The sequence below is a fragment of the Enterococcus sp. RTP21361st1_A6_RTP21361_211029 genome, from assembly GCF_040910045.1.
Lineage (GTDB): Bacteria > Bacillota > Bacilli > Lactobacillales > Enterococcaceae > Enterococcus_D > Enterococcus_D gallinarum.
On the sequence record NZ_JBDGBK010000009.1, the window covers coordinates 1 to 20257 of the forward strand.

Here is a 20257-nt window from a genome sequence, read left to right on the forward strand (position 1 = left end):
ACCTGCGAAGCAGGGCAGAGCAGCTGATGAACAGTAGTAGGCGACCGGAGGGAGAGTAGTCACCGCTTTTCGAATCATTGCGATTGACCTGCGAAGCAGATGATGAACAGTAGTAGGCGACCGAAGGGAGAGTAGTCACCGCTTTCCGAATCACTGCGACTGGTCGAAGACTATGCAAGTCCTTCTTAGCGACAGCTTAGAAGCGACGGTAGGCGTAACGCAGAGTAGACGAGCAGATGATGAACAGAAAATCGTTTCCCACAATGGATCAAATCAGTATAGTTGTAATGAATACATACGATCGTTTTTGATCGATCGAAGATACCCACAATAGGAGGATGAAAACAGATGAGTTATCAACGTCCAAAAGGCACCAATGATATTTTACCAGGAGAATCCGAAAAATGGCAGTTTGTTGAAGAAACAGCCCGTTTGGTTTTTCGTGATTACCAGTACAATGAAATCCGCACACCGATTTTTGAACATTTTGAAGTGATTGCTAGAAGCGTTGGTGATACAACCGACATCGTTTCAAAAGAAATGTATGATTTCTATGACAAAGGAGAGCGCCATGTGACATTGCGTCCGGAAGGCACAGCGCCGATTGCTCGTTCTTATGTTGAAAATAAACTTTTCGGACCTGAATACAACAAGCCTTACAAAGTCTTTTATATTGGACCGATGTTCCGCTATGAACGGCCGCAAAAAGGTCGCTTGCGTCAATTCCATCAAATCGGTGTAGAAGCATTTGGTTCCGCAAATCCTGCGACAGATGTTGAAACGATGGCGATGGCGATGGATTTCTTTAAACAATTAGGGCTAAGTCAACTTCGATTAGTGATTAACTCTTTAGGGGATAAAGAAACGCGTAAGAACTATCGTCAAGCACTGATTGATTATTTATCGCCTCATGAAGCAGAATTAAGTGAAGATTCAAAACGTCGTCTGCATGAGAATCCACTGCGGGTTTTAGATAGTAAAGACAAACGAGATCAACAGTTCGTTGCGGATGCTCCTTCGATCTTGGACTATTTAAGTCCGGAAGCTAAAGCCCATTTTGAAACAGTCATCACGATGTTGGATGCTTTGGACATTCCTTATGAGATTGATTCAAATATGGTCCGGGGACTGGATTATTATACCCATACTATTTTTGAGATTATGAGTGAAGCGCCAAAAATGGGGGCGCAAGCTACGATCTGTGCGGGTGGACGCTATGACCATCTGGTCGAAGAATTAGGCGGCCCACAAACGCCAGGTTTCGGTTTTGCGATGGGCTTAGAACGTCTATTGATCACAATGGAAGCAGAAGAAGTCGTTATTCCAGCATTGAACGAATTAGATGCTTATGTTGTTGGTCTAGGAGAAGCAACCAATTTGGAAGCATTGAAAGTCGTTCAGGCGATCCGTAATTTTGGCTTTTCGGCAGATCGTGATTTTATGAATCGGAAAGCAAAAGCGCAGTTCAAATCGGCAGATAAGCAAGGGGCGCGTTTGGTGCTGACCCTAGGTGAAAATGAATTAGCTGAACAAGTGATCAACATCAAATCGATGGCAAGCCGGATCGAGAAACAATTTAAGTTAGCCGATCTGTATGATCATTTTGATGAAATCTATGATGAAATGACTACAATCTTAATCAAGCAAGGAGAAGAAGAATGAGCAAACGTACAGTATATTGTGGGCGCGTCTCAGAAGCCCATTTAGATCAAACCGTTACTTTAAAAGGCTGGGTCCAAAAACGTCGTGACTTAGGCGGAGTGATTTTCATTGATTTGCGGGACAGAGAAGGGATCGTGCAAGTTGTCTTTAATCCGGAAGTATCCAAAGAAGCATGGGCGATTGCAGATACTTGCCGCAGCGAGTATGTGCTAGAAGTGACAGGTCAAGTCATCAATCGAGCACCGGAAGCAATCAATCCTAAGATGAAAACCGGGCACTATGAAGTGATGGTCAGCGAGATCACTATTTTGAATACAGCCAAAACACCTGCATTTTCGATCGAAGATGATCAAATCGTAGGAGACGAAACGCGGTTGAAATATCGTTATTTGGATTTACGCCGTCCCAAAATGACTAAGAATATCATGATGCGGGCAAAAACGACACAAGTGATTCGTCATTTCTTGGATACCAATGACTTTCTAGATATCGAAACCCCTTATTTAGCGAAATCAACACCAGAAGGCGCCAGAGATTATCTCGTTCCTTCCCGGGTTTACCCTGGTCATTTTTATGCATTGCCACAATCGCCACAAATTTTCAAACAATTATTGATGGGTGCTGGATTCGATCGTTACTATCAAATCGTCCGTTGCTTCCGGGATGAAGACTTGCGGGGAGACCGTCAGCCTGAATTTACCCAAGTCGATATTGAAACAACCTTTTTGACGGCGGAAGAGATTCAAGCTTACACGGAGGAACTGTTAGTCAATGTCATGCGTGAAGTCAAAGGGCTAGAAGTAACTACGCCGTTTCCGCGAATGACTTACGATGATGCCATGGCACGTTATGGCAGCGACAAGCCAGATACTCGGTTTGACATGGAATTGATTGATTTGTCCGAAACCGTTAAAGATGTTGATTTCAAAGTTTTCCAAATGGCGCTTGAAAATGGCGGTGTGGTGAAAGCATTGAATGCGAAAGGTGCTGCGGATAAATATTCCCGAAAAGATATGGATAATTTGGGACATTACGCAGGACAGTTTGGTGCGAAAGGGTTAGCATGGGTCAAAGTAGAAGAAGATGGCTTAAAAGGACCAATCGCAAAATTCTTGACTGACGCTGCAGCATCGATCATTGCTGCTACGAATGCAGAAGTGGGCGATATCCTAATGTTTGGTGCGGATAAGTTTGAGATCGTTTCGGCGGCTTTAGGAGCAATCCGCAGCAAGTTAGGAAAAGAATTAGGCTTGATCGATGAAAGCAAGTTCAATTTCTTATGGGTAACAGATTGGCCACAATTTGAATACGATGCAGAAGCTGGCCGCTATGTCTCTGCTCACCATCCATTTACGATGCCTAAAGAAAAAGATGTACCCTTGTTGGCAACTGATCCTGCAAAAGTGTATGCGGAAGCTTATGATATCGTCTTGAACGGTTACGAGCTTGGCGGTGGGTCTCTCCGGATCCATCAGCGGGATGTTCAAGAACAAATGTTTGAAACCCTTGGTTTTTCTCGCCGTGAAATGGAAGAACAATTTGGTTTCTTGCTGACGGCATTAGACTATGGGTTCCCACCACATGGCGGAATCGCACTAGGCTTGGATCGTTTAGTGATGTTGCTGGCTGGTGAAGAAAACATCCGTGAAGTGATCGCATTCCCTAAAAACGGGAAAGCCGCCGATCCAATGTCACAAGCGCCAAGTAAAGTGGCGCCGCTGCAATTGTTCGAATTGAATATTGATGTCACAACAGTTGAAGAAGACTAAGTAAAAAGAAATGAACAAGTAAAGAACAAACGAGCGAATGATGAATGAAAATAGACGATTAAGAAAATTCCATGAGAATTTGTCTATTTCTTTCATTGTTCGTTTCTTTTTTTACTATCTGAAGTATAATAAGAGCAAATCAACAAAGCGAGGCTCTTGAATGAAATGAATACCCTCTTTAAATGGCTGCCACACCCTGATTATGCCAACAAATTATCGTTTTCGATCGTCTACGCCATTTTATCGGCGATCGCAGTCAATTTTTTTTATCAACCCGGCAAAATCTATTCTAGCGGGATCACAGGGATAGCTCAAATTTTGACCACCGTTTCCACGGATTGGCTTGGATTCTATATCCCCGTCTCAGTCGCCCTATTGTTGCTGAATATTCCGCTTTTCTTTCTCGGCTGGTTCAAGATTGGTCATAAATTTACGATTTTCACAGGAATTACTGTAGTCCTAACATCTTTGTTCGTACAGATTCTTCCAGAAGAAACACTGACGACAGATCCGATGATCTGCGGGATTTTTGGGGGAGCCATCAACGGAGCCGGTATTGGTTATGCGCTAAAAAGCGGACTTTCCTCTGGCGGCCTCGATTTTGTAAGTATCGCGATCCGGAAACGTACGGGGAAAACCATCGGGTCCATCTCGATTTTTTTCAATATTGCCATCATGTTTGCTGCGGGCATCCTGTTCGGCTGGCAGTATGCGCTATATAGTGCCATTGCGATTTTTGTCAGTGGTAAAGTCACCGATGCTGTTTTTACCAAGCAAAAGAAAATGCAGGTAACGATTATTACGAGAATTCCTGAAGAAGTCATCCATACGATCCAGAAAAGTCTGCGCCGAGGAATTACGATCATCAATGAAGCAGAAGGAGCCTACAAGCATGATAAACAGACAGTATTATTGACTGTCGTTACACGCTTCGAGTTGCCGATGTTACGTTCTGCCATGAAAGAAGCAGATCCCAAGGCATTTGTCAGTATTGCTGAAAATGTACAAATATTGGGTCGTTTTTATGAAGAAGAATTATAGGAGAGCTTGGATCAAAGCGTTTCGTGATGAAATGCTTTTTTCTTTTTGTAAAAATTAATTTTTTTAGAAAATAGAGTATTCTTGCTAGCTTTCTTGTTGCTTTATCTGGTAAATTATGAAGAAATGGGTCATTATTTTTTAATGGTTCCACATTGACTGTTTCTTACGAAAACAGTTGATCAAAAAAAAGAAAAGTGGTTGGAGAATGAACAAACGGTTAAAAACAAGCCGCTATATCACTGGTTTCGACGGTATCCGTACATTAGCCGTGATCGGCGTTATCTTATATCATTTATTACCTACTCAAATGCGAGGCGGGTATTTAGGAGTTCCTGTTTTTTTTGTAGTTTCTGGTTATTTGATCACCGATTTGCTTCGACAGGAGTGGGACCAGAACGGTCGTATTGCTGTCAAAGATTTTTATGTCCGCCGGATGAAACGACTGTATCCTGGCATGGTGGTGATGCTGCTTCTGTCTGCTGCCTATATTACATTGTTCCAGCGGAATTTACTGAATAATCTGCGGGGAGTCGTCGTCAGCAGTCTCTTGTATGTCAACAACTGGTGGCAGATCAATCACGGTCTTTCTTATTTTGACCGATTCGGCAATGAATCTCCCTTTACGCATCTATGGTCTTTGGCTGTTGAAGGGCAGAATTATTTGATTTGGCCGTTACTCTTTATTTTATTGATGAAGTTAGTCAAAAATCGTGGGACGATTTTTAAAATCGTGATCGGCTGCTCGTTACTTTCGGCTCTTTTATTAGCGATCTGGTATTCACCAGGGGCAGACCCTACTCGAGTTTATTATGGTACCGACACGCGTTTGTTTTCGATTTGGATGGGAAGTGCGCTGGCTTTCATTTGGCCCAGCACCCATTTAAAAAAAGAAATTCCGAAGAAAGCGAAGCGGGTATTGAACCTAGCTGGTGGTCTTTCTTTTATTGGTTTAGTGATAACATTTTTTGTGCTAGATGATCATCTTTCCTTTGTTTATTACGGAGGAATGCTGCTAGTCAGCTTGCTTTGTACGATCTTGGTGGCGGTCACTGCCCATCCTGGAGCTAGTCTGAACCGTTGGCTGACAAATCCGTTATTCAGTTACATCGGCAAGCGGAGTTATGGGATTTATTTGTATCAGTTCCCTGTGATGATTTTTTATGAAGCAAAGATTGGGAATGTCGGCGAGAATGTTCTCCTGCATACATTGATTGAGATTGTATTGATTCTCTTGATCAGTGAATTGTCCTATCGGTTTATCGAAAATCCGTTGCGGAAATTCCACTACAAAGATACTTTCCGCACGGTGCGCAATTGGTTCAGTAAGCCAGTGATCAGTCGACAAAAGCCTTGGCTGCTTCCAGGACTGCTTGTTTCCTTAGTTGCTCTTTATGGAATAGCTACCGCTCCGGTGAATTATGTAGATGCGCAACAGCAGCAGTTAAAAGAAAATATTGCTGCCAATAAAAAAGCGGCAGAACAGACACAAAAAAATGCGAATGGCTCGGATACAGAAAGTACAGGAGAAAATTCTTCAAAGGCAACGGAAGCCGAACAATCAGTAATGGAAAAATATGGGTTGACAGAAGCCCAGGTGAAGAAGGCCGAAGAGCTGGAAATTACCGCTTTTGGTGATTCTGTTATGCTGGATGCCACTGCCGACTTGCAAGAAATTTTTCCCAAAGCTGTCGTTGATGGGGATGTGGGACGACAATTGTATGAGAGTCCGGAACTGATCAAAGCATTGAAAGAAAAAGATTTGTTACGAGATACGGTATTGATCGGTCTAGGAACGAATGGGTCCTTTACAGAAACCCAATTCGATAATTTGATGAAAGAAATTGGCGATCGCAAAGTCTATTGGATCAATGTGCGGGTACCTACGCAAAGATGGCAAAATGAGGTCAACAGCATGCTGGAGAAAATGGCTGCTAAATACGACAATATGACATTGATCGATTGGTATGATTTAAGTAATGAACATGAAGAGTGGTTCTATGAAGATCGAGTTCATCCAAATCCTGATGGCATGTTGCAATATTGTACACTAGTTTCTCAAGCTATTTTGCAATAATGGCGTTGACTATTTCTTAGAAAAATAAACTAACCGAGAGGTCTCAAGCACAGATTCTTGTTTATCTTCAAGAATCGCAAGAGATCTCTCGGTTTTTTGTATCGCCTTTCCTAAGTGGAATGAGGATCTTTATCCAATCGTTGCAACAAGCGTTTCAAACAACAATGCACTGGAAGCGGCACCTGGATCGATATGTCCGATTGCCCGCTCGCCTAAATAAGAAGCACGGCCTTTTTTGGCGACTAGGTCTTTTGTATGTTCTTTGGCTTCCTCGATTTGTTCTTTAGTCAGACTGCCGTTTTTTAACGCTGCGGCAACAGGTTGCCAGACATCGACCATCGTTTTGTCTTCGAATTCTGCTTTGCCTCGAGCTTTGATCCCATTAAGCCCTTCTTCGATGATGCTTCCTAATTGTTCATACGAATCAATTGTTTCCAGTTCTTTTGTAGCTTTGGTCATGTTCATGAATGCTGAGCCATAAAGTGGACCTGAAGCACCACCAACTTTAGAAATCAATGCCATCGAGAGTACTTTGAATGTGTCTGTGATTGTTTTAGGCTGTTGTTTTGCAAATGCTTCTTGATAGGCTGCGACGCCGCGAGCCATATTGTTGCCGTGATCGCCGTCACCAATAGGGGTATCTAGATCACTTAAATAGCCTTTATTTTCCTCAATGGCTTTTGTAAATGCATTTAACCATTGTTGGGTCATCTCTGTTGTCATTTGCATTGAAAATTCCTCCTTTACCAAGCAATCGTTTCAACAGGTTCGTTGAGCGCATCCGTCGCATCGTTGTTACTGAAATCGATCATGGTCAATGATAGACCTTGCATATCGATAGAAGTCATATAGTTGCCGACTTTATGGAATGTGACAGAAATGTCTTTGTCTGCGAGCAATTTCTGTACATCGTTGGCAAAGACGAACTGTTCCATCAGCGGTGTACCGCCCATGCCGTTGATCAAGACACCAACTTTTTTCGGTGTTTGTTCATAATCAGCTAAAATTTTGTCCACCAATTCCTTGGCTAGCTCTTTCGATGGTTTCAATTTTTCCCGGCGATAACCAGGTTCTCCGTGGATCCCCACGCCATACTCGATTTCATCATCTGCTAATTCAAAACCAGGTTTACCCACTTCTGGAACGGTTGCTGCTTTTAAGGCAACACCAATGGTTTTGATGGTCGGAACTAATGCTTCACCTAATTCTTTTAATTCAGTTAATGAACGTCCTTGACGAGCAGCAGCACCCAAAATTTTATGAACGAGAATGGTTCCAGCCACGCCTCGTTTTCCAGCAGTATAGGTACTGTTCTCGACGGCAATATCATCATCTACGACGACGATTTCAGCAGTGATGTCTTCCATCTCAGCCATATCTTTGGCCATTTCAAAGTTTAGGATATCTCCCGTATAGTTTTTAACGATCAAAAGCACGCCTTGCCCTTGATCGGCTTCTTTGATCCCAGTCAGGATCTGATCTGGTGTTGGAGAAGTGAAGACGTCTCCTAAGACGGCGGCACTCAACATACCATCACCAACAAACCCAGCGTGTGCCGGTTCGTGTCCGCTGCCTCCGCCTGAGACTAAGCCAACTTGTTTGTGGGTGGCGTTTTTTGCTACGACTCGGGAGTCTTCGACTTGATGAATCAGTTGCGGATAGCTGGCAACCAGACCAGCTAGCATTTCTTCGACGATCGCTGAAGGATCATTGATTATTTTTTTCATTATTGATTCCATCCTTTCTCAGCTGCTTTTTGGGCTTCTGCTGTGATCTGGGATAGGTCATCACTGAATCCAGCGGTGATTGCTGCGGCAAAAGCACCTTCTACAAGCGGTGCATCAATCAAGTGATAGCGGGTTTGCTGTTCCGGTTCCAACATATCATAGGCTAGCTCTGCGTTTAGTACGGCACTACCCAAATCAGCAAAAACGAGAATCTGTTCGGCATCCGGAGACTGATTGACCGCTTCAACGATTTTTGTCGGATCAGACCCTAATTCGCCTTCAGCTGTTCCACCCAATGAAAAAAGAGTGACTGTTTCGCTGTCCGACATGTCTTCGATCATGGCTTTCAGTCCGTCTGTCAGTTGTTGACTGTGAGAAACAAGTAAAATACTTTTCTTCATTTCGATTCACCAACGCTTTCTTAAATAGATTCAGCGGCAGTAGACGAAACCGCCTTCACTAAAAGTATAACAAATTTCGCAAAACTTGCATGGATGACGATTGAGAGGGGGCAAAACAAACAACAAGCTAAATTTGTTTTTAACGATCAACAACAACTCGTGAAAGAGGAATTGAGCAACGGTAAGAAGATCAATCGATTAAATAGTTGTTTATAAATAGAAAATTACTCCTATGCATCTTTTCTTTTTGCCTAAATTTTATAGGGATTTAAAAAAAGTACTTGCATTTGAGTTTGTTACCGATTACAATCCAATTGTAATCATTATTTTGTTATTCAATGTACAAAAAAATGTATATTGGGAATGGAGGATTTCTATGAAAAAAATTGTTATTGGCGGTCAGATTGATAAAAATGAAGTGAAGGACTTGGTAGAAAAATTTAGTGAGGGGCAATTTGAAATTGACATTAAAAGTGACTTAGATGCGGCTATGGCAGTAAAGTCTGGGCAGGCAGATTATTATGTAGGTGCTTGTAATACTGGTGGAGGCGGGGCATTAGCAATGGCTTTAGCACTATTAGGAAGAGAAAATTGTGTAACTGTTTCAATGCCGGGAAATGTAATGCCTGAAGCAGAAATCCGTGAGAATGTACAATCAGGTAAAACTGCCTTTGGCTTTACAGCTCAGCATAAAGAAACGGTTATACCGATCATCATGGATGAGTTGAAAAAAACTATAATCTAGCGGAGGAAAGAAGATGGATTCATCAAAAATTATTGAGTTAGTTGCAATCGCGTTGTTAGGTGGAATATGTGCAGTGTTGGCAAATAAAGGTATCGCAGTATTTAACGATGGATTACGACCAATTGTTCCTGAATTTTTAGAAGGAAAGATTGGGAAAAAAGAAATTGCTGCTACGAGCTTTGCATTGAGTTTTGGTCTAGTTATTGGTTTTGGTATTCCAGTATCCATCGGGGCATCTATTTTACTGGTTCATAGTGTTTTATTAATGACGGATATCATCGGATCCTGGGCGCCAGAAGGCAAGTCTGGTATCATCATTTCGGCAATTATAGGCGCTATGTATGGAATTGGTCTTGTTCTAGGATTGCAGGCGGTAGTTGATTTATTTGCAATGATGCCCGTGAATTTCATGGATTCTTTGTCTATGGTAGGGACACCAGTTGTTATTTCTTTTAGCATTTTTCCAGCTGTCGCAATTGCTAGTCAGCATGGATTTAAAAAAGGAGCTATTTCTTTTGCAGCCACATTATTAACTTTATTTGCAGTGAAGCGCTTTGGTACGTTTGATTTAGGTAATGGAACTTCCTTAACACTGAGTGCGGAGGGAATGTCATTACTGGTTGGTATGATTTTCATGATTGTGTACGCCATTCAGGTCAAAAGTGATGGAAGCAACTCAAATGAAAGTCTTGTCAGTGTTTTTTTAGAACGTGTTAACCGTATTAAAAAAAATTGGGCATGGTTAGCAGTGACCGGTGGCTTAGTCTCAGCAGCAACTAGTTTAATGATTATTGCCGGAGATCCAATTTCTTTAAATTTACTTTCGGAAGGAAAATTTAGTGAGGCTGGATTAGCTGCCTTCGCTCGAGGCATTGGATTTATTCCGTTGGTGTTTTCAACTGCAATCGTAACGGGAGTTTATAGTCCAGCTGGTACGACCTTTGTATTTGTAGCTGGTATTTTATTGCATGATAATCCAATAATGGCTTTTATCGTAGGTTCAGCTTTAATGTTTATTGAAGTACAATTGTTGAGTTTGATGGCAAAAGCCCTGGATAAGTTTCCGGGTATTCGTGAAATGGGTGAGCATATTCGAACGGCAATGAATAAGGTTTTAGAAGTAGCACTACTGATTGGGGGCGCTATGGCATCTGAACAAATTGCGCCGGGAATCGGTTATTTCTGGGTCATTGGTTTAATGTTATTGAATAGAAAAGCGAAGAAACCAGTGGTTGAATTGGCTGTTGGTCCAATTGCGGCAATTAGTTTAGGTGTAATTGTAAACATCCTTTATCTGGTTGGATTATTTGCACCAGTTGTAGCGAACTAGGAGGTAGCTGTACATGATTCTTGAAGGTATCACATATATGCATGAACACACAACGATTGATTTATCTCGATTAAAAAAGAGTGATGATACAAATTTAAATTGCTTTGATGAAACTGTTTCAGAATACAAAAATTTGTACGATAAAGGTGTTCGAAATATCGTTGATGTAACGAATCTTGATATGCGAAGAAATCCTTTATATGTTCAAAAAGTGGCTGAACAAACTGGAATAAATATTATTCAGGCAACAGGTTTTTATCAGGATAAATTTTTACCTAGCTTTGTGACAGAAGCATCGATTGATCAATTGTCCTCATTAATGATCAAAGAAATCGAAGAAGGAATTGCGGAAACAACGATCAAAGCAGGGATTATAGGGGAAATCGGTACGAGCAAGGACAGGATGACAGATCGAGAACGAAAAATATTTACCGCTGCTGTCATTGCCCAACAACAGACTAAGATCCCGATTACGACACATACAACATTAGGCACATACGGGCATGAGCAGGTAGCTTTTTTCAAGGAACAACAGGCGGATTTGTCAAAAATAGTTATCGGCCATGTTGATCTAAGTGGCAGCACAGACTATATTCTAAAAATGCTAGACGAAGGTGTTTATGTTGAATTTGATACGATCGGAAAAGAAAACTATCAGCCAGATTTATTAAGAATTGAAATGCTGAAAGAAATAGAGAAACGTGGCTATCAAGATAAAGTCTTCCTTTCAATGGATATCACGCGTAAATCAAATCTGTCTTATCAAGGTGGTATAGGGTATTCTTATCTTTTGGATACCTTTGTTCCGATGGCTTTAGAAAATGGTGTTTCTCAGACATTTATTGACCGAATGCTACGAATAAATCCCAAAAAATTTATGGATGATTAGGAGATATTGATCATGAAAGCTTATCCTTTAACCAGTCTAACGGTGACAGAAGCACAACAATTACAATTTAAGCTTGTTGATGCCATTACACGAATTGTACCTGGGGATGAACTATTAACAAGAGGGGATCTTGGTGTAGTAAAAGGACTAAATCAACCAAAAACTACCTACCAGATTGAGCAAGTATTGGCTAATTTTTTTGAATCAGAACAAGCTATGCTCGTTCGCGGATCTGGTACAAATGCTATTCGACTAGCCCTCCATGCTGCAGTAGGAACTGGTAAAACGTTGTTAGTGCATGATGCCCCCATTTATCCTACTACGAAAGTTTCAATTGAGATGTTGGGAATCCAGACAATTCATGCTGACTTTAATGATCAGACGAGTGTGACACAGGCCTTAAATGAAAGGCAAGTTGATGGAGTTCTAATCCAAGTCACGAGGCAAAAAATTTCAGATTCATATGACTTAGCACAACTGATTGCCACTATTCGTAGGGTGAATCCACTAATTCCAATTATTACAGATGATAATTATGCGGCTTTAAAGACAAAAGCTATAGGTTCTCAATTAGGTGGCACCTTAGCCTGTTTTTCAACATTTAAATTGCTTGGTCCGGAAGGTATTGGATGCATTGTTGGTGAGAAAGAATACATTAGTAAATTACGAGAAGAAAATTATTCTGGTGGTGGACAGGTACAAGGGCATGAGGCATTGGATGTAGTTAAAGGAATGATTTATGCACCAGTAGCTTTAGCAATCTCCGCTGAGGTAAGTGAAGCAGTTTGTAGAAGAATCAACGAAGGCGAAATCGCAGAATTTAAAAAAGCCTATATTGTCAATGCGCAATCTAAAGTTGTTGTAGTAAAATTAAAGGAACCAATAGCACAGGCGATTATTACAGAAGCAACCAAGTTAGGGGCTTTGCCTCATCCAGTCGGTGCAGAGTCACAATACGAGTTTGCACCTTTAGTTTATCGCGTTTCGGGTACCTTCAAGCAATCTGATCCAGAAGCTGAGACAACAATGATCCGAATAAACCCGAATCGATCTGGCACGGATACCATTATGCGTATCTTGCAAGCATCTGTAAAACGAGCCTCAAGATAAGGAGAAATCATGGGGGAAGAGTTTTTAAAGAAAAAAGGAATTGTCATTAACTTTCTAGCATCCGATCTTTTACAATTAAAAAAAGGGGATCGTGTACCTAGTGTTAGCGAATATCAGACTCGCTTCGATGTTGCGAGAGGGACGATCCAAAATGCGCTAACCTTTCTAAAAGAGATAAAGGCAGTTCAATTAAAAAGTCATGGGCATTTAGGAACCTTTATTGAAGCCATTGATTATGGAGTATTACAAGAATACGCTTTATCGGATACGATTTTAGGAACAATGACGTTACCCTATTCACGATTGTATGAAGGGCTAGCAACAGGAATTTACGAAGTCTTTAAAGAGAATAATATCAAACTTAATATGGCATACATTCGAGGTTCCAAAGAAAGAATCCGCTCAATTACAAATAAAACGTATCGTTTTGCAGTTGTTTCAGCATTTGCTGCTCAACGAGCAATTAAACAAGGAGAGCCTTTAGAAATAGTTGTTAATTTTGGGACACAGACATATTTAAGCGAGCACGTCTTGTTATTTAAAGAAGAGGGACAAACTGTTCTTACATCAGGTATGAGAATTGCCATCGACTACAGCTCATTAGATCAACAGGCACTAACAAAGGAAATAATTGGTGACTTACCTGTAGAATTTATTGAGATGCAAGGACATCAAATCATCTCTGCGCTTAAGGATGATCACATTGATGCTGGGATATGGAACTTTGATGAAATTAGGGATAAAAATCAGCAAGGGTTACAGTATGTGTCCTTAAAAGAAAATCAGTTAGAAAAAGCGATGGGGACTTCGGTAATCATTACGCATATTGAAGATGTTTCAATGAAAGCCTTCCTACAAAAAAGCATCAATAAAGAGAAAGTACTGCAAATTCAACAAGCAGTTTGCCAAGGACAATTAATTCCGCAATATTAGTAAGGGGGCTTATTCATGATAAGAGATAAATTAACTGTTTTATTAGATTCGGGGATTGTTGATCAGGAAACGTACGATTATGTATTTAACGTTTTATCCTATTTATTAGAAAAAGAAATTGTTGAAGAAGAGCAACAAGCTGATGTTTTTTTGACCCACTTAGCGATGGCAGATATGCGAAGAAAAAATAATGAAACTGTCAACAGCTTAGAGTCTTTCATCCAAGCAGAGATTGAAGGTGATCCGCATTATCTTCATTCTAGAGAATTGTGGCAAGACTTACAAAAAATGACAAGTGAACAGTCATTCGCGGATGCGGAGTTAGATTATTTTTATCTGCATATCATTAATATGTTAAGGGAGGAGTAATATGTTCTTAGATGTAACGATGCGCAAAAATCCGCAGTTAGTAGAAGCCGGATTAAGATTGCATCAAACAGGACAAATTCTTCCAGATACGTATGTGCTAGATCTTGATGCTATCGAAAACAATACTCGGCTTTTAGTGGAAAGCGCTACAAAAAATCAAATCGAACTGTTCTTTATGACAAAACAGTTTGGGCGAAACCCTTATGTCGCACAGAAAATTCATGAGGCAGGTATTAAAAAAGTTGTGGTGGTGGATTACAAGGAAGCTTTAGTGATGATGAAACAAGGCTTGCCTTTAGGGAATGTCGGTCATCTTGTGCAAATTCCCAAACACTTGCTAAAGAAAATTATGGATTATGGTACAGACTATATCACTGTTTTTTCAACTGAAATGATCAATAATATCGCGACTGTTGCCAGGGAGTTAGGAATCCAGCAAAAAATACTACTCAAAGTGATTGAACCAGGCGACGAAATTTATGAGGGACAATTTGGAGGATTTCATCTAAATGAATTAACGAAGGTCATTGAAATAGTAAAACAGGAAGGAATTATCGTTGGGGGGATTACTTCCTTTCCTTGTTTTCTTTTTGATGGCGTTTCTGAGTTACAACCAACGCACAATGTTGAAACAATTAAGAAAGCAATAACCATTCTTAAACAGGCTGGTTTTGCAATAAAAGAAGTAAATATGCCTTCTGCTACTTGTAGTCGAACAATTCCTTTTATCCATGAGTTAGGAGGGACACAAGGGGAACCGGGGCATGCTTTAACAGGGACGACCCCCTTACATGCTCAACTAGAATTGCCAGAAAAACCAGCAATATTGTATGTCAGCGAGATTTCTCATAACTTAGATGGTCACGGTTATTTTTATGGGGGCGGTTATTATCGGCGAGGGCATTTAGAAAGCGTAATGATTTCTACTGACGACCAGAAGCTAGCAAAAGATGAAGTTATACCTTTTGGTAATGATAGTATTGATTATTATCTTTCAACTAAACTCACACATGAAGTTGGTGCAACAGTACTTGCGGCATTTCGCACTCAAATATTTGTTACTAGAAGTGATGTTGCTGTAGTGTCAGGGATTCAAACTGGACAACCTAGAATTGAAGGAATATATGACAGTCTTGGAAAACAAATTAGAAGGTGAGAATATGGGGAGATTTGTCGTTATTGTATTAGATAGTTTTGGTGTTGGTGCTATGAATGATGTACAGGAGGTACGGCCACGTGATATTGGCAGTACGACAGCTGGACATATTATTCGAGACATACCGAATATTCAAATACCAACCTTGGAAAAATTAGGCTTAATGAATGCTTTAGGGGAGGAAATTGGACGTCATCATTTTTCTAAAACAGCAAATTATGGAACGAGTAATTTGGCTCACTATGGTGCGGATTCTTTTTTAGGACATCAGGAAATTATGGGAACGACACCAAAAATCCCTTTGATTCAGCCATTCAACCAAAAGATTGATGTAGTGGAAGAGAATTTAGTGAAACAAGGGTATCAAGTGCGGCGAGTTGGTGAGAAAGGGACTCAAATCTTAGTGGTCAACGAGGTGGCAACAGTCGGCGATAACTTGGAAACTGATTATGGACAAGTCTATAATGTATCGGCTTGTCTGGATTTAGTTGATTTTACTAACTTAAAAAAAATAGGACAAGCGGTTAGAGACGTTGTTCAAGTCTCTCGTGTGATCACTTTTGGTGGAGAACAGATTGTTTTAGATGACTTATTATCAGCCAAAAAAGTGAAAAATGATGAGATTGCTGGAGTGGATGCTCCTGAATCAGGTGTTTACAATCATGGCTATCAAGTCGTTCACTTGGGGTATGGGATTGACAAAAATGTCCAAACACCGACCATCTTGGATAAAGCAGGAATCACGGTATCTTTCCTAGGAAAAATTGCTGATATTATTCAAACGGAAAGTCATCGACTATTTCCCGGGGTTGATTCTGAAGGATTGTTTGATAATTTGATGAGTGAAGTAAAAACAATTGATCACGGATTTATTGCTTTGAATATTCAAGAAACCGATTTAGCGGGGCATGCGGAGGATACTGAGAAGTATGCAGATCGTTTGGAAGTAAGTGATCGTAGAATTGGCGAATTGTTACTTGAGATGCGAGAAGGAGATCTATTGATTGTGATGGCTGATCATGGCAATGACCCAACGATTGGACACAGCAATCATACTCGTGAGCGCGTCCCGCTATTAATTTATAGCCCGGGGGTGCAAGGGAAAAAAATTGGTGAGCGGCTGACCTTAGCGGATGTAGGAGCAACGGTTGCTGACTATTTTAAGGTGGCAGCACCACAAAATGGTGACTCCTTTTTAAAAGAAATTTTTGATTGATAAAAAAGACTTGGGTGCTTGTTTTCATAAAAAGCTATGCCAAGTCTTTTTTAGGAAGGAGGTATAAGGATGCATGAAAGGGTACAAAAGTATGCGCTAAAAACTAGTTTGGGCATGTTAAATCCAAGTGGTTCAGTAGTAACTGTTTATCCCAATGCGATCAAGCAGATCAATACACTCAATGACTATTATCTAGGAGTGAAGCAAGTATCATTTATGTTGACTGACTTTTTAACGTTTTTATCAAGCAACGGATTTCATCAACACACATTAGACAAAGCAAGTTTTAGCGGCAGAGGGATTGATCTTGATTTGAAGAACCCCATTACTGGTCGCTTTATGTCAGGATCATCTAGTGGCACAGCATTGAATGTTTTTCTAGGAATCAACGATGTTGGATTGGGCACTGATGGGGGCGGATCCGTTCTAGCTCCTGCGTCTGCCTTAAATTTGGTAGGATTTATCCATCCTGATCTTGGAAATCAATTTGTTGATCTATCTGTAAATAGAAAAACATCAACGGATAATATTTCATTTACACCCTCGCTAGGGTTTATTAGTAAAAAGCTCTCACTGATTGAACAGCTTTGTCACCTTTGCTTACCCCAAATGTTTAAGCAGACACCTAAAAGAAGGGTAGTGGTCGATAATAGAATTGACGTGAAGATGCGCCAAGAACTTTCTAATATTTCTACCATCGAATGCATGTACAAAACCTTTGAAGATGCAACGACCTTTTCTCGAGAAACATTGATTCAACAGTTACAGGCAATGCTCATTGATTTCGATGTGATTGTTGTCAAAGAAGGACCCATTGACTTGTTTGGCATCGGGGATACTGTTTTCGGTCATTTTGATGAACGGACAATGGGAATACAACAGCAAGCAGGAAAAGGGTACATTCGGGTTGTGAATATGTGTCAAGCAGTAGGGTTAGTTGTTCCAAGCAGTGAATTAGCGACTAGCTATCTATTGATTTGTAAAAAAGAGAATAATCTTGAGCCTCTATTTACCTTAGCCAAAGCACTCCTATGCAAAATGGATCCCTTGATTGAGACCTATTTTGCTGATAGTCAAAAGTATTTTGAACATGGATATCAAAGTTGAAGAACTGAAATTGCTAGTCGCCTTTTCTACTAAGGAAAGACAGAAAGTTAATAAAGATTTTATGAGCGGAAACAACAAAAATCCGAACAACCGTTGATAAGTATCTTAATCAGGAGAAGGGATCATCGTTGTTCGGATTTATTTTATTGAAAGGATCAAGCCGTAGCGTTTTGCTCTAGCCGGCGGGTGATCTGTGTTGCAAGGGCAGATAGCCCCCACTGCAATAAGCAGTTGATCGCCATCAATCCAACAAAGATTGGCAAGGTGATGCTAGTCAAAAAGCCTACTTCTAAAATGTGATGGAAGAGCATTGCGGCGATGTATGTTCCGCTAATCGTGGTTACGATCAAAAATAAGCGCAATGGATTTAGCGGCAAACAGCTGCGGATCACAGCTAAACAACTGATGCCGATCAGCAGATAATAGAACAATGTAGTTGCGGTCATTGGTTCCCAGCCATAGTCAGTTTGCAGGAACTGTACAGCGAAATAATTCAGAAGCACCAAGAGTGCGCTCGGCAACGCTCGCAGCAATGCGGTAGGCAAGTAACGGCCGGTGATTCGCTTTTTGTCTTCTTCAAAGGAAAGGAAGAAGGAAGGATATCCTTCAATTGCTAGGTCCAATAATGTGATTTGGATCGGAATAAAAGGAAATGCCGTAGAAGTGGCAACACATAGTAAGGACAATAGGAAACTGTAGATCGTTTTGATAAAAAAGATCCCAGATACTTTCGTCACATTATTAACGACACGGCGACCTTCAAAGAGTGCTGCTGGCAGTGTCGTAAAATCGGAATCTAATAAAACCAGATTCGCGATTTGACGAGCCGCACTGTCCCCAGCAGCCATAGCGATACTGACATCGGCTTCACGCAGTGCCAACACGTCATTGACGCCGTCTCCAGTCATGGCGACCGTATTGCCTAGTGCCTTCAACTCAGAAACTAGCAGTTTCTTTTGCTGAGGCGTCACTCGCCCAAAAACGGTATAGGTTTGGGCAGCTTGACGAACGTCTGCTTCTTCAGTTAGTTGGGAAAGATCGATATAGTTCTCTGAATTAGGCAATCCGGCGCGTTTGGCGATGGCTGCAACAGTGATCGGATTGTCACCCGAGATCACTTTCAAGTCCACTCCTTCTGCAGACAGGTAGGCCAATGTGCTTTCTGCATTTTCCCGAATCACATCAGCAAGAACAAGAACTGCCAGCGGGGCAGCCTTTGCTGGATCAAAGGGCTGATTGGCGTCGTTATAATGAGGATCAAGAGTCAAGACGAGGACTCTTAAACCAGCCGATTGCGCTTCTTGAATTTGCGGCAGCTGTTGGTTGGCGATCGTCTTTTCAGGTGCTCCTAGATAGACTGCCCCTAATTCGTGAAATGCGATAGCACCCCATTTTCGATCAGAAGAAAACGGCATCGCTGCAAAGGACTGGTAATGATCAGATCCGGTGATGGTTTGGCGCAACGCTTGCATCGTCACATTGTTGTCGGTACTGGCAGCCAAATAACTACCTAAGATTGCCGTTATATCTTGGGTGTCATCGATTGGCTGGATCGATTCGACGGATAATCGACCTTCCGTTAATGTGCCGGTTTTGTCTAAACAGAGGGTATCGACATGGGCCAGTGTCTCGATCGCGTACATATCTTGGACTAAGATCCTTTTTTTGGTTAGTTTGATGACACCCGTGGTCAAAGCAATGCTGATCAATAGGACGAGTCCTTTAGGCAGCATTCCCAATAAAGCAGCAGACGAAACGATCACTGCTTCTTTTAAGTCACTACCACGAAATAAATAAGCTTGTAGAAATAGGATCACCCCTAATGGAACAATCACTAGACTGGTGAATTTTGTGACTTTGCGAATCGAAGAAACTAGCTCTGAACGCAGCGGTTTATGTGTTTTGGCTTCATTGCTTAATTTTGCCGCATAATTCTCTGCTCCTACGCGGATCACTTTTGCAGTGACCTCTCCACTGGCGACAAAACTGCCAGATAAGAGAGTCGCGTCGTTTTCTTTGACGACGAGATCGGCTTCGCCTGTCAGCATCGACTCATTGACATCGGCTTGTCCAGATAAAACCACCATGTCGGCTGGAATCTGTTCTCCTGCACCAATGACAACAAGATCATCAAGGACCAGGGATTTGGCATCCACCGACTGTGTAACGCCATCTCGTATCACACGTATTTCTTGTTGGGCGATGATCGAGAGTTTTTTGACTAGATTTCGAGCATGGATCTCTTGACTGATCCCTACAGTGATATTGATCAAAATGATTACCAGATAAAATAAATTGGAATAGGCGCCAACTGCCAGAAGACAGACACCAATCAACAAGTTCAGCAAATTGAACAATGTGAGGATATTGTCCTTAAAAATTGCTGTCGTAGACTTCGATGTTTTTGTTTCATAATCGTTGTGTTGGTCTTGTTCGGTTCGTTGTGTGACTTCTTCTGAGGTAAGTCCCGTATCTATTTGCTTCATATAATTCTCCATTTCTATCAGATTCCTTGTTTAGTCTAGCATGCCAAGAAGTCATTGCAAGAAATGATGAAAAAATAATTGAAATCTTAAAAAACAGTAGCGGTTTGTTCGAAAGAAGGGGCTTTTCATTGACTTGTTCCCAGAAACTTGATATAGTCATAATGCTCAAATAGTAATGATTTCGATTTGTTGTTTTTGAATCGAAAATGGAGGACTCTGCTAGCTGATTTCTTTTCTTTTTA

The 20257-nt window shown here is 41.1% G+C and carries 17 protein-coding genes; 13 read left to right on the top strand and 4 right to left on the bottom strand.

The annotated features are described in order from the left end of the window. Positions 1-348 precede the first annotated feature (348 nt). The 4 genes from hisS (at position 349) to AB5Z52_RS02655 (ending at position 6546) form a co-directional block, all read left to right on the top strand. Positions 349-1662 (top strand): histidine--tRNA ligase, encoded by a 1314-nt coding sequence (gene hisS, locus AB5Z52_RS02640; protein ID WP_003128675.1) that lies wholly within the window; start codon positions 349-351, stop codon positions 1660-1662. Further along, a complete protein-coding gene (gene aspS, locus AB5Z52_RS02645; RefSeq protein WP_003128677.1) occupies positions 1659-3431 on the top strand; it encodes an aspartate--tRNA ligase in 1773 nt (590 codons plus the stop codon). Before hisS ends, aspS begins: the two co-directional genes overlap by 4 nt. Positions 3432-3596: 165 nt before the next feature. Continuing rightward, on the top strand, positions 3597-4472 hold the full coding sequence (locus AB5Z52_RS02650; protein WP_005472693.1) for a YitT family protein: 876 nt from the start codon (positions 3597-3599) through the stop codon (positions 4470-4472). A gap of 205 nt (positions 4473-4677) precedes the next feature. Next, positions 4678-6546 carry an acyltransferase family protein gene (locus tag AB5Z52_RS02655; protein WP_005472691.1) on the top strand — a complete coding sequence of 623 codons (1869 nt, stop codon included), beginning with the start codon at positions 4678-4680 and terminating at the stop codon, positions 6544-6546. A 129-nt stretch (positions 6547-6675) separates the two neighbouring features. On the opposite strand, the gene dhaL is transcribed toward AB5Z52_RS02655, so the two are convergent. Genes dhaL through dhaM form a run of 3 tightly spaced genes read right to left on the bottom strand, consistent with a single transcriptional unit; the run spans position 6676 to position 8674 of the window. Beyond that, positions 6676-7275, bottom strand: coding sequence for a dihydroxyacetone kinase subunit DhaL (gene dhaL / locus AB5Z52_RS02660; protein WP_003128682.1), 600 nt, complete (start codon positions 7273-7275; stop codon positions 6676-6678). A 14-nt stretch (positions 7276-7289) separates the two neighbouring features. Then, positions 7290-8273 carry a dihydroxyacetone kinase subunit DhaK gene (gene dhaK, locus AB5Z52_RS02665; protein ID WP_005472689.1) on the bottom strand — a complete coding sequence of 328 codons (984 nt, stop codon included), beginning with the start codon at positions 8271-8273 and terminating at the stop codon, positions 7290-7292. Continuing rightward, complete coding sequence (dhaM, locus tag AB5Z52_RS02670; RefSeq protein WP_003128685.1) at positions 8273-8674, bottom strand: dihydroxyacetone kinase phosphoryl donor subunit DhaM; 402 nt, start codon at positions 8672-8674, stop codon at positions 8273-8275. Before dhaM ends, dhaK begins: the two co-directional genes overlap by 1 nt. Before the next feature lie 376 nt (positions 8675-9050). Between dhaM and AB5Z52_RS02675 the strand changes: the two genes are divergently transcribed. The 9 genes from AB5Z52_RS02675 (at position 9051) to AB5Z52_RS02715 (ending at position 17529) form a co-directional block, all read left to right on the top strand. Continuing rightward, positions 9051-9419 carry a DUF2620 domain-containing protein gene (locus AB5Z52_RS02675; RefSeq protein ID WP_005472686.1) on the top strand — a complete coding sequence of 123 codons (369 nt, stop codon included), beginning with the start codon at positions 9051-9053 and terminating at the stop codon, positions 9417-9419. A 13-nt stretch (positions 9420-9432) separates the two neighbouring features. Continuing rightward, positions 9433-10749, top strand: a complete 1317-nt coding sequence (locus tag AB5Z52_RS02680; protein WP_003128688.1) for a YhfT family protein — start codon at positions 9433-9435, stop codon at positions 10747-10749. Positions 10750-10762: 13 nt separating this feature from the next. Then, entirely contained in the window at positions 10763-11638 is an 876-nt protein-coding gene (locus AB5Z52_RS02685; protein WP_003128691.1) for a phosphotriesterase, read from the top strand. Between the two features lie 12 nt (positions 11639-11650). Continuing rightward, positions 11651-12748: an aminotransferase class V-fold PLP-dependent enzyme gene (locus AB5Z52_RS02690; protein WP_005472684.1), complete on the top strand. Its 1098-nt coding sequence runs from the start codon at positions 11651-11653 to the stop codon at positions 12746-12748. A 9-nt stretch (positions 12749-12757) separates the two neighbouring features. After that, the gene (gene yhfZ, locus AB5Z52_RS02695) at positions 12758-13681 is read left to right on the top strand and encodes a GntR family transcriptional regulator YhfZ (protein WP_003128694.1); all 924 of its coding nucleotides are present in this window, start codon (positions 12758-12760) and stop codon (positions 13679-13681) included. Between the two features lie 15 nt (positions 13682-13696). After that, positions 13697-14050, top strand: coding sequence for a hypothetical protein (locus AB5Z52_RS02700; protein ID WP_003128696.1), 354 nt, complete (start codon positions 13697-13699; stop codon positions 14048-14050). Position 14051: 1 nt separating this feature from the next. After that, a complete protein-coding gene (locus AB5Z52_RS02705) occupies positions 14052-15206 on the top strand; it encodes an alanine racemase (protein ID WP_003128697.1) in 1155 nt (384 codons plus the stop codon). 4 nt (positions 15207-15210) lie between these two features. Then, positions 15211-16422: a phosphopentomutase gene (locus tag AB5Z52_RS02710; RefSeq protein ID WP_003128698.1), complete on the top strand. Its 1212-nt coding sequence runs from the start codon at positions 15211-15213 to the stop codon at positions 16420-16422. Positions 16423-16491: 69 nt separating this feature from the next. Then, positions 16492-17529, top strand: a complete 1038-nt coding sequence (locus AB5Z52_RS02715) for an amidase family protein (protein WP_003128699.1) — start codon at positions 16492-16494, stop codon at positions 17527-17529. 155 nt (positions 17530-17684) lie between these two features. Here AB5Z52_RS02715 and AB5Z52_RS02720 read toward each other — a convergent pair whose 3' ends face one another. Beyond that, positions 17685-20015, bottom strand: a complete 2331-nt coding sequence (locus tag AB5Z52_RS02720) for an HAD-IC family P-type ATPase (protein WP_143351621.1) — start codon at positions 20013-20015, stop codon at positions 17685-17687. Positions 20016-20257 lie beyond the last annotated feature (242 nt).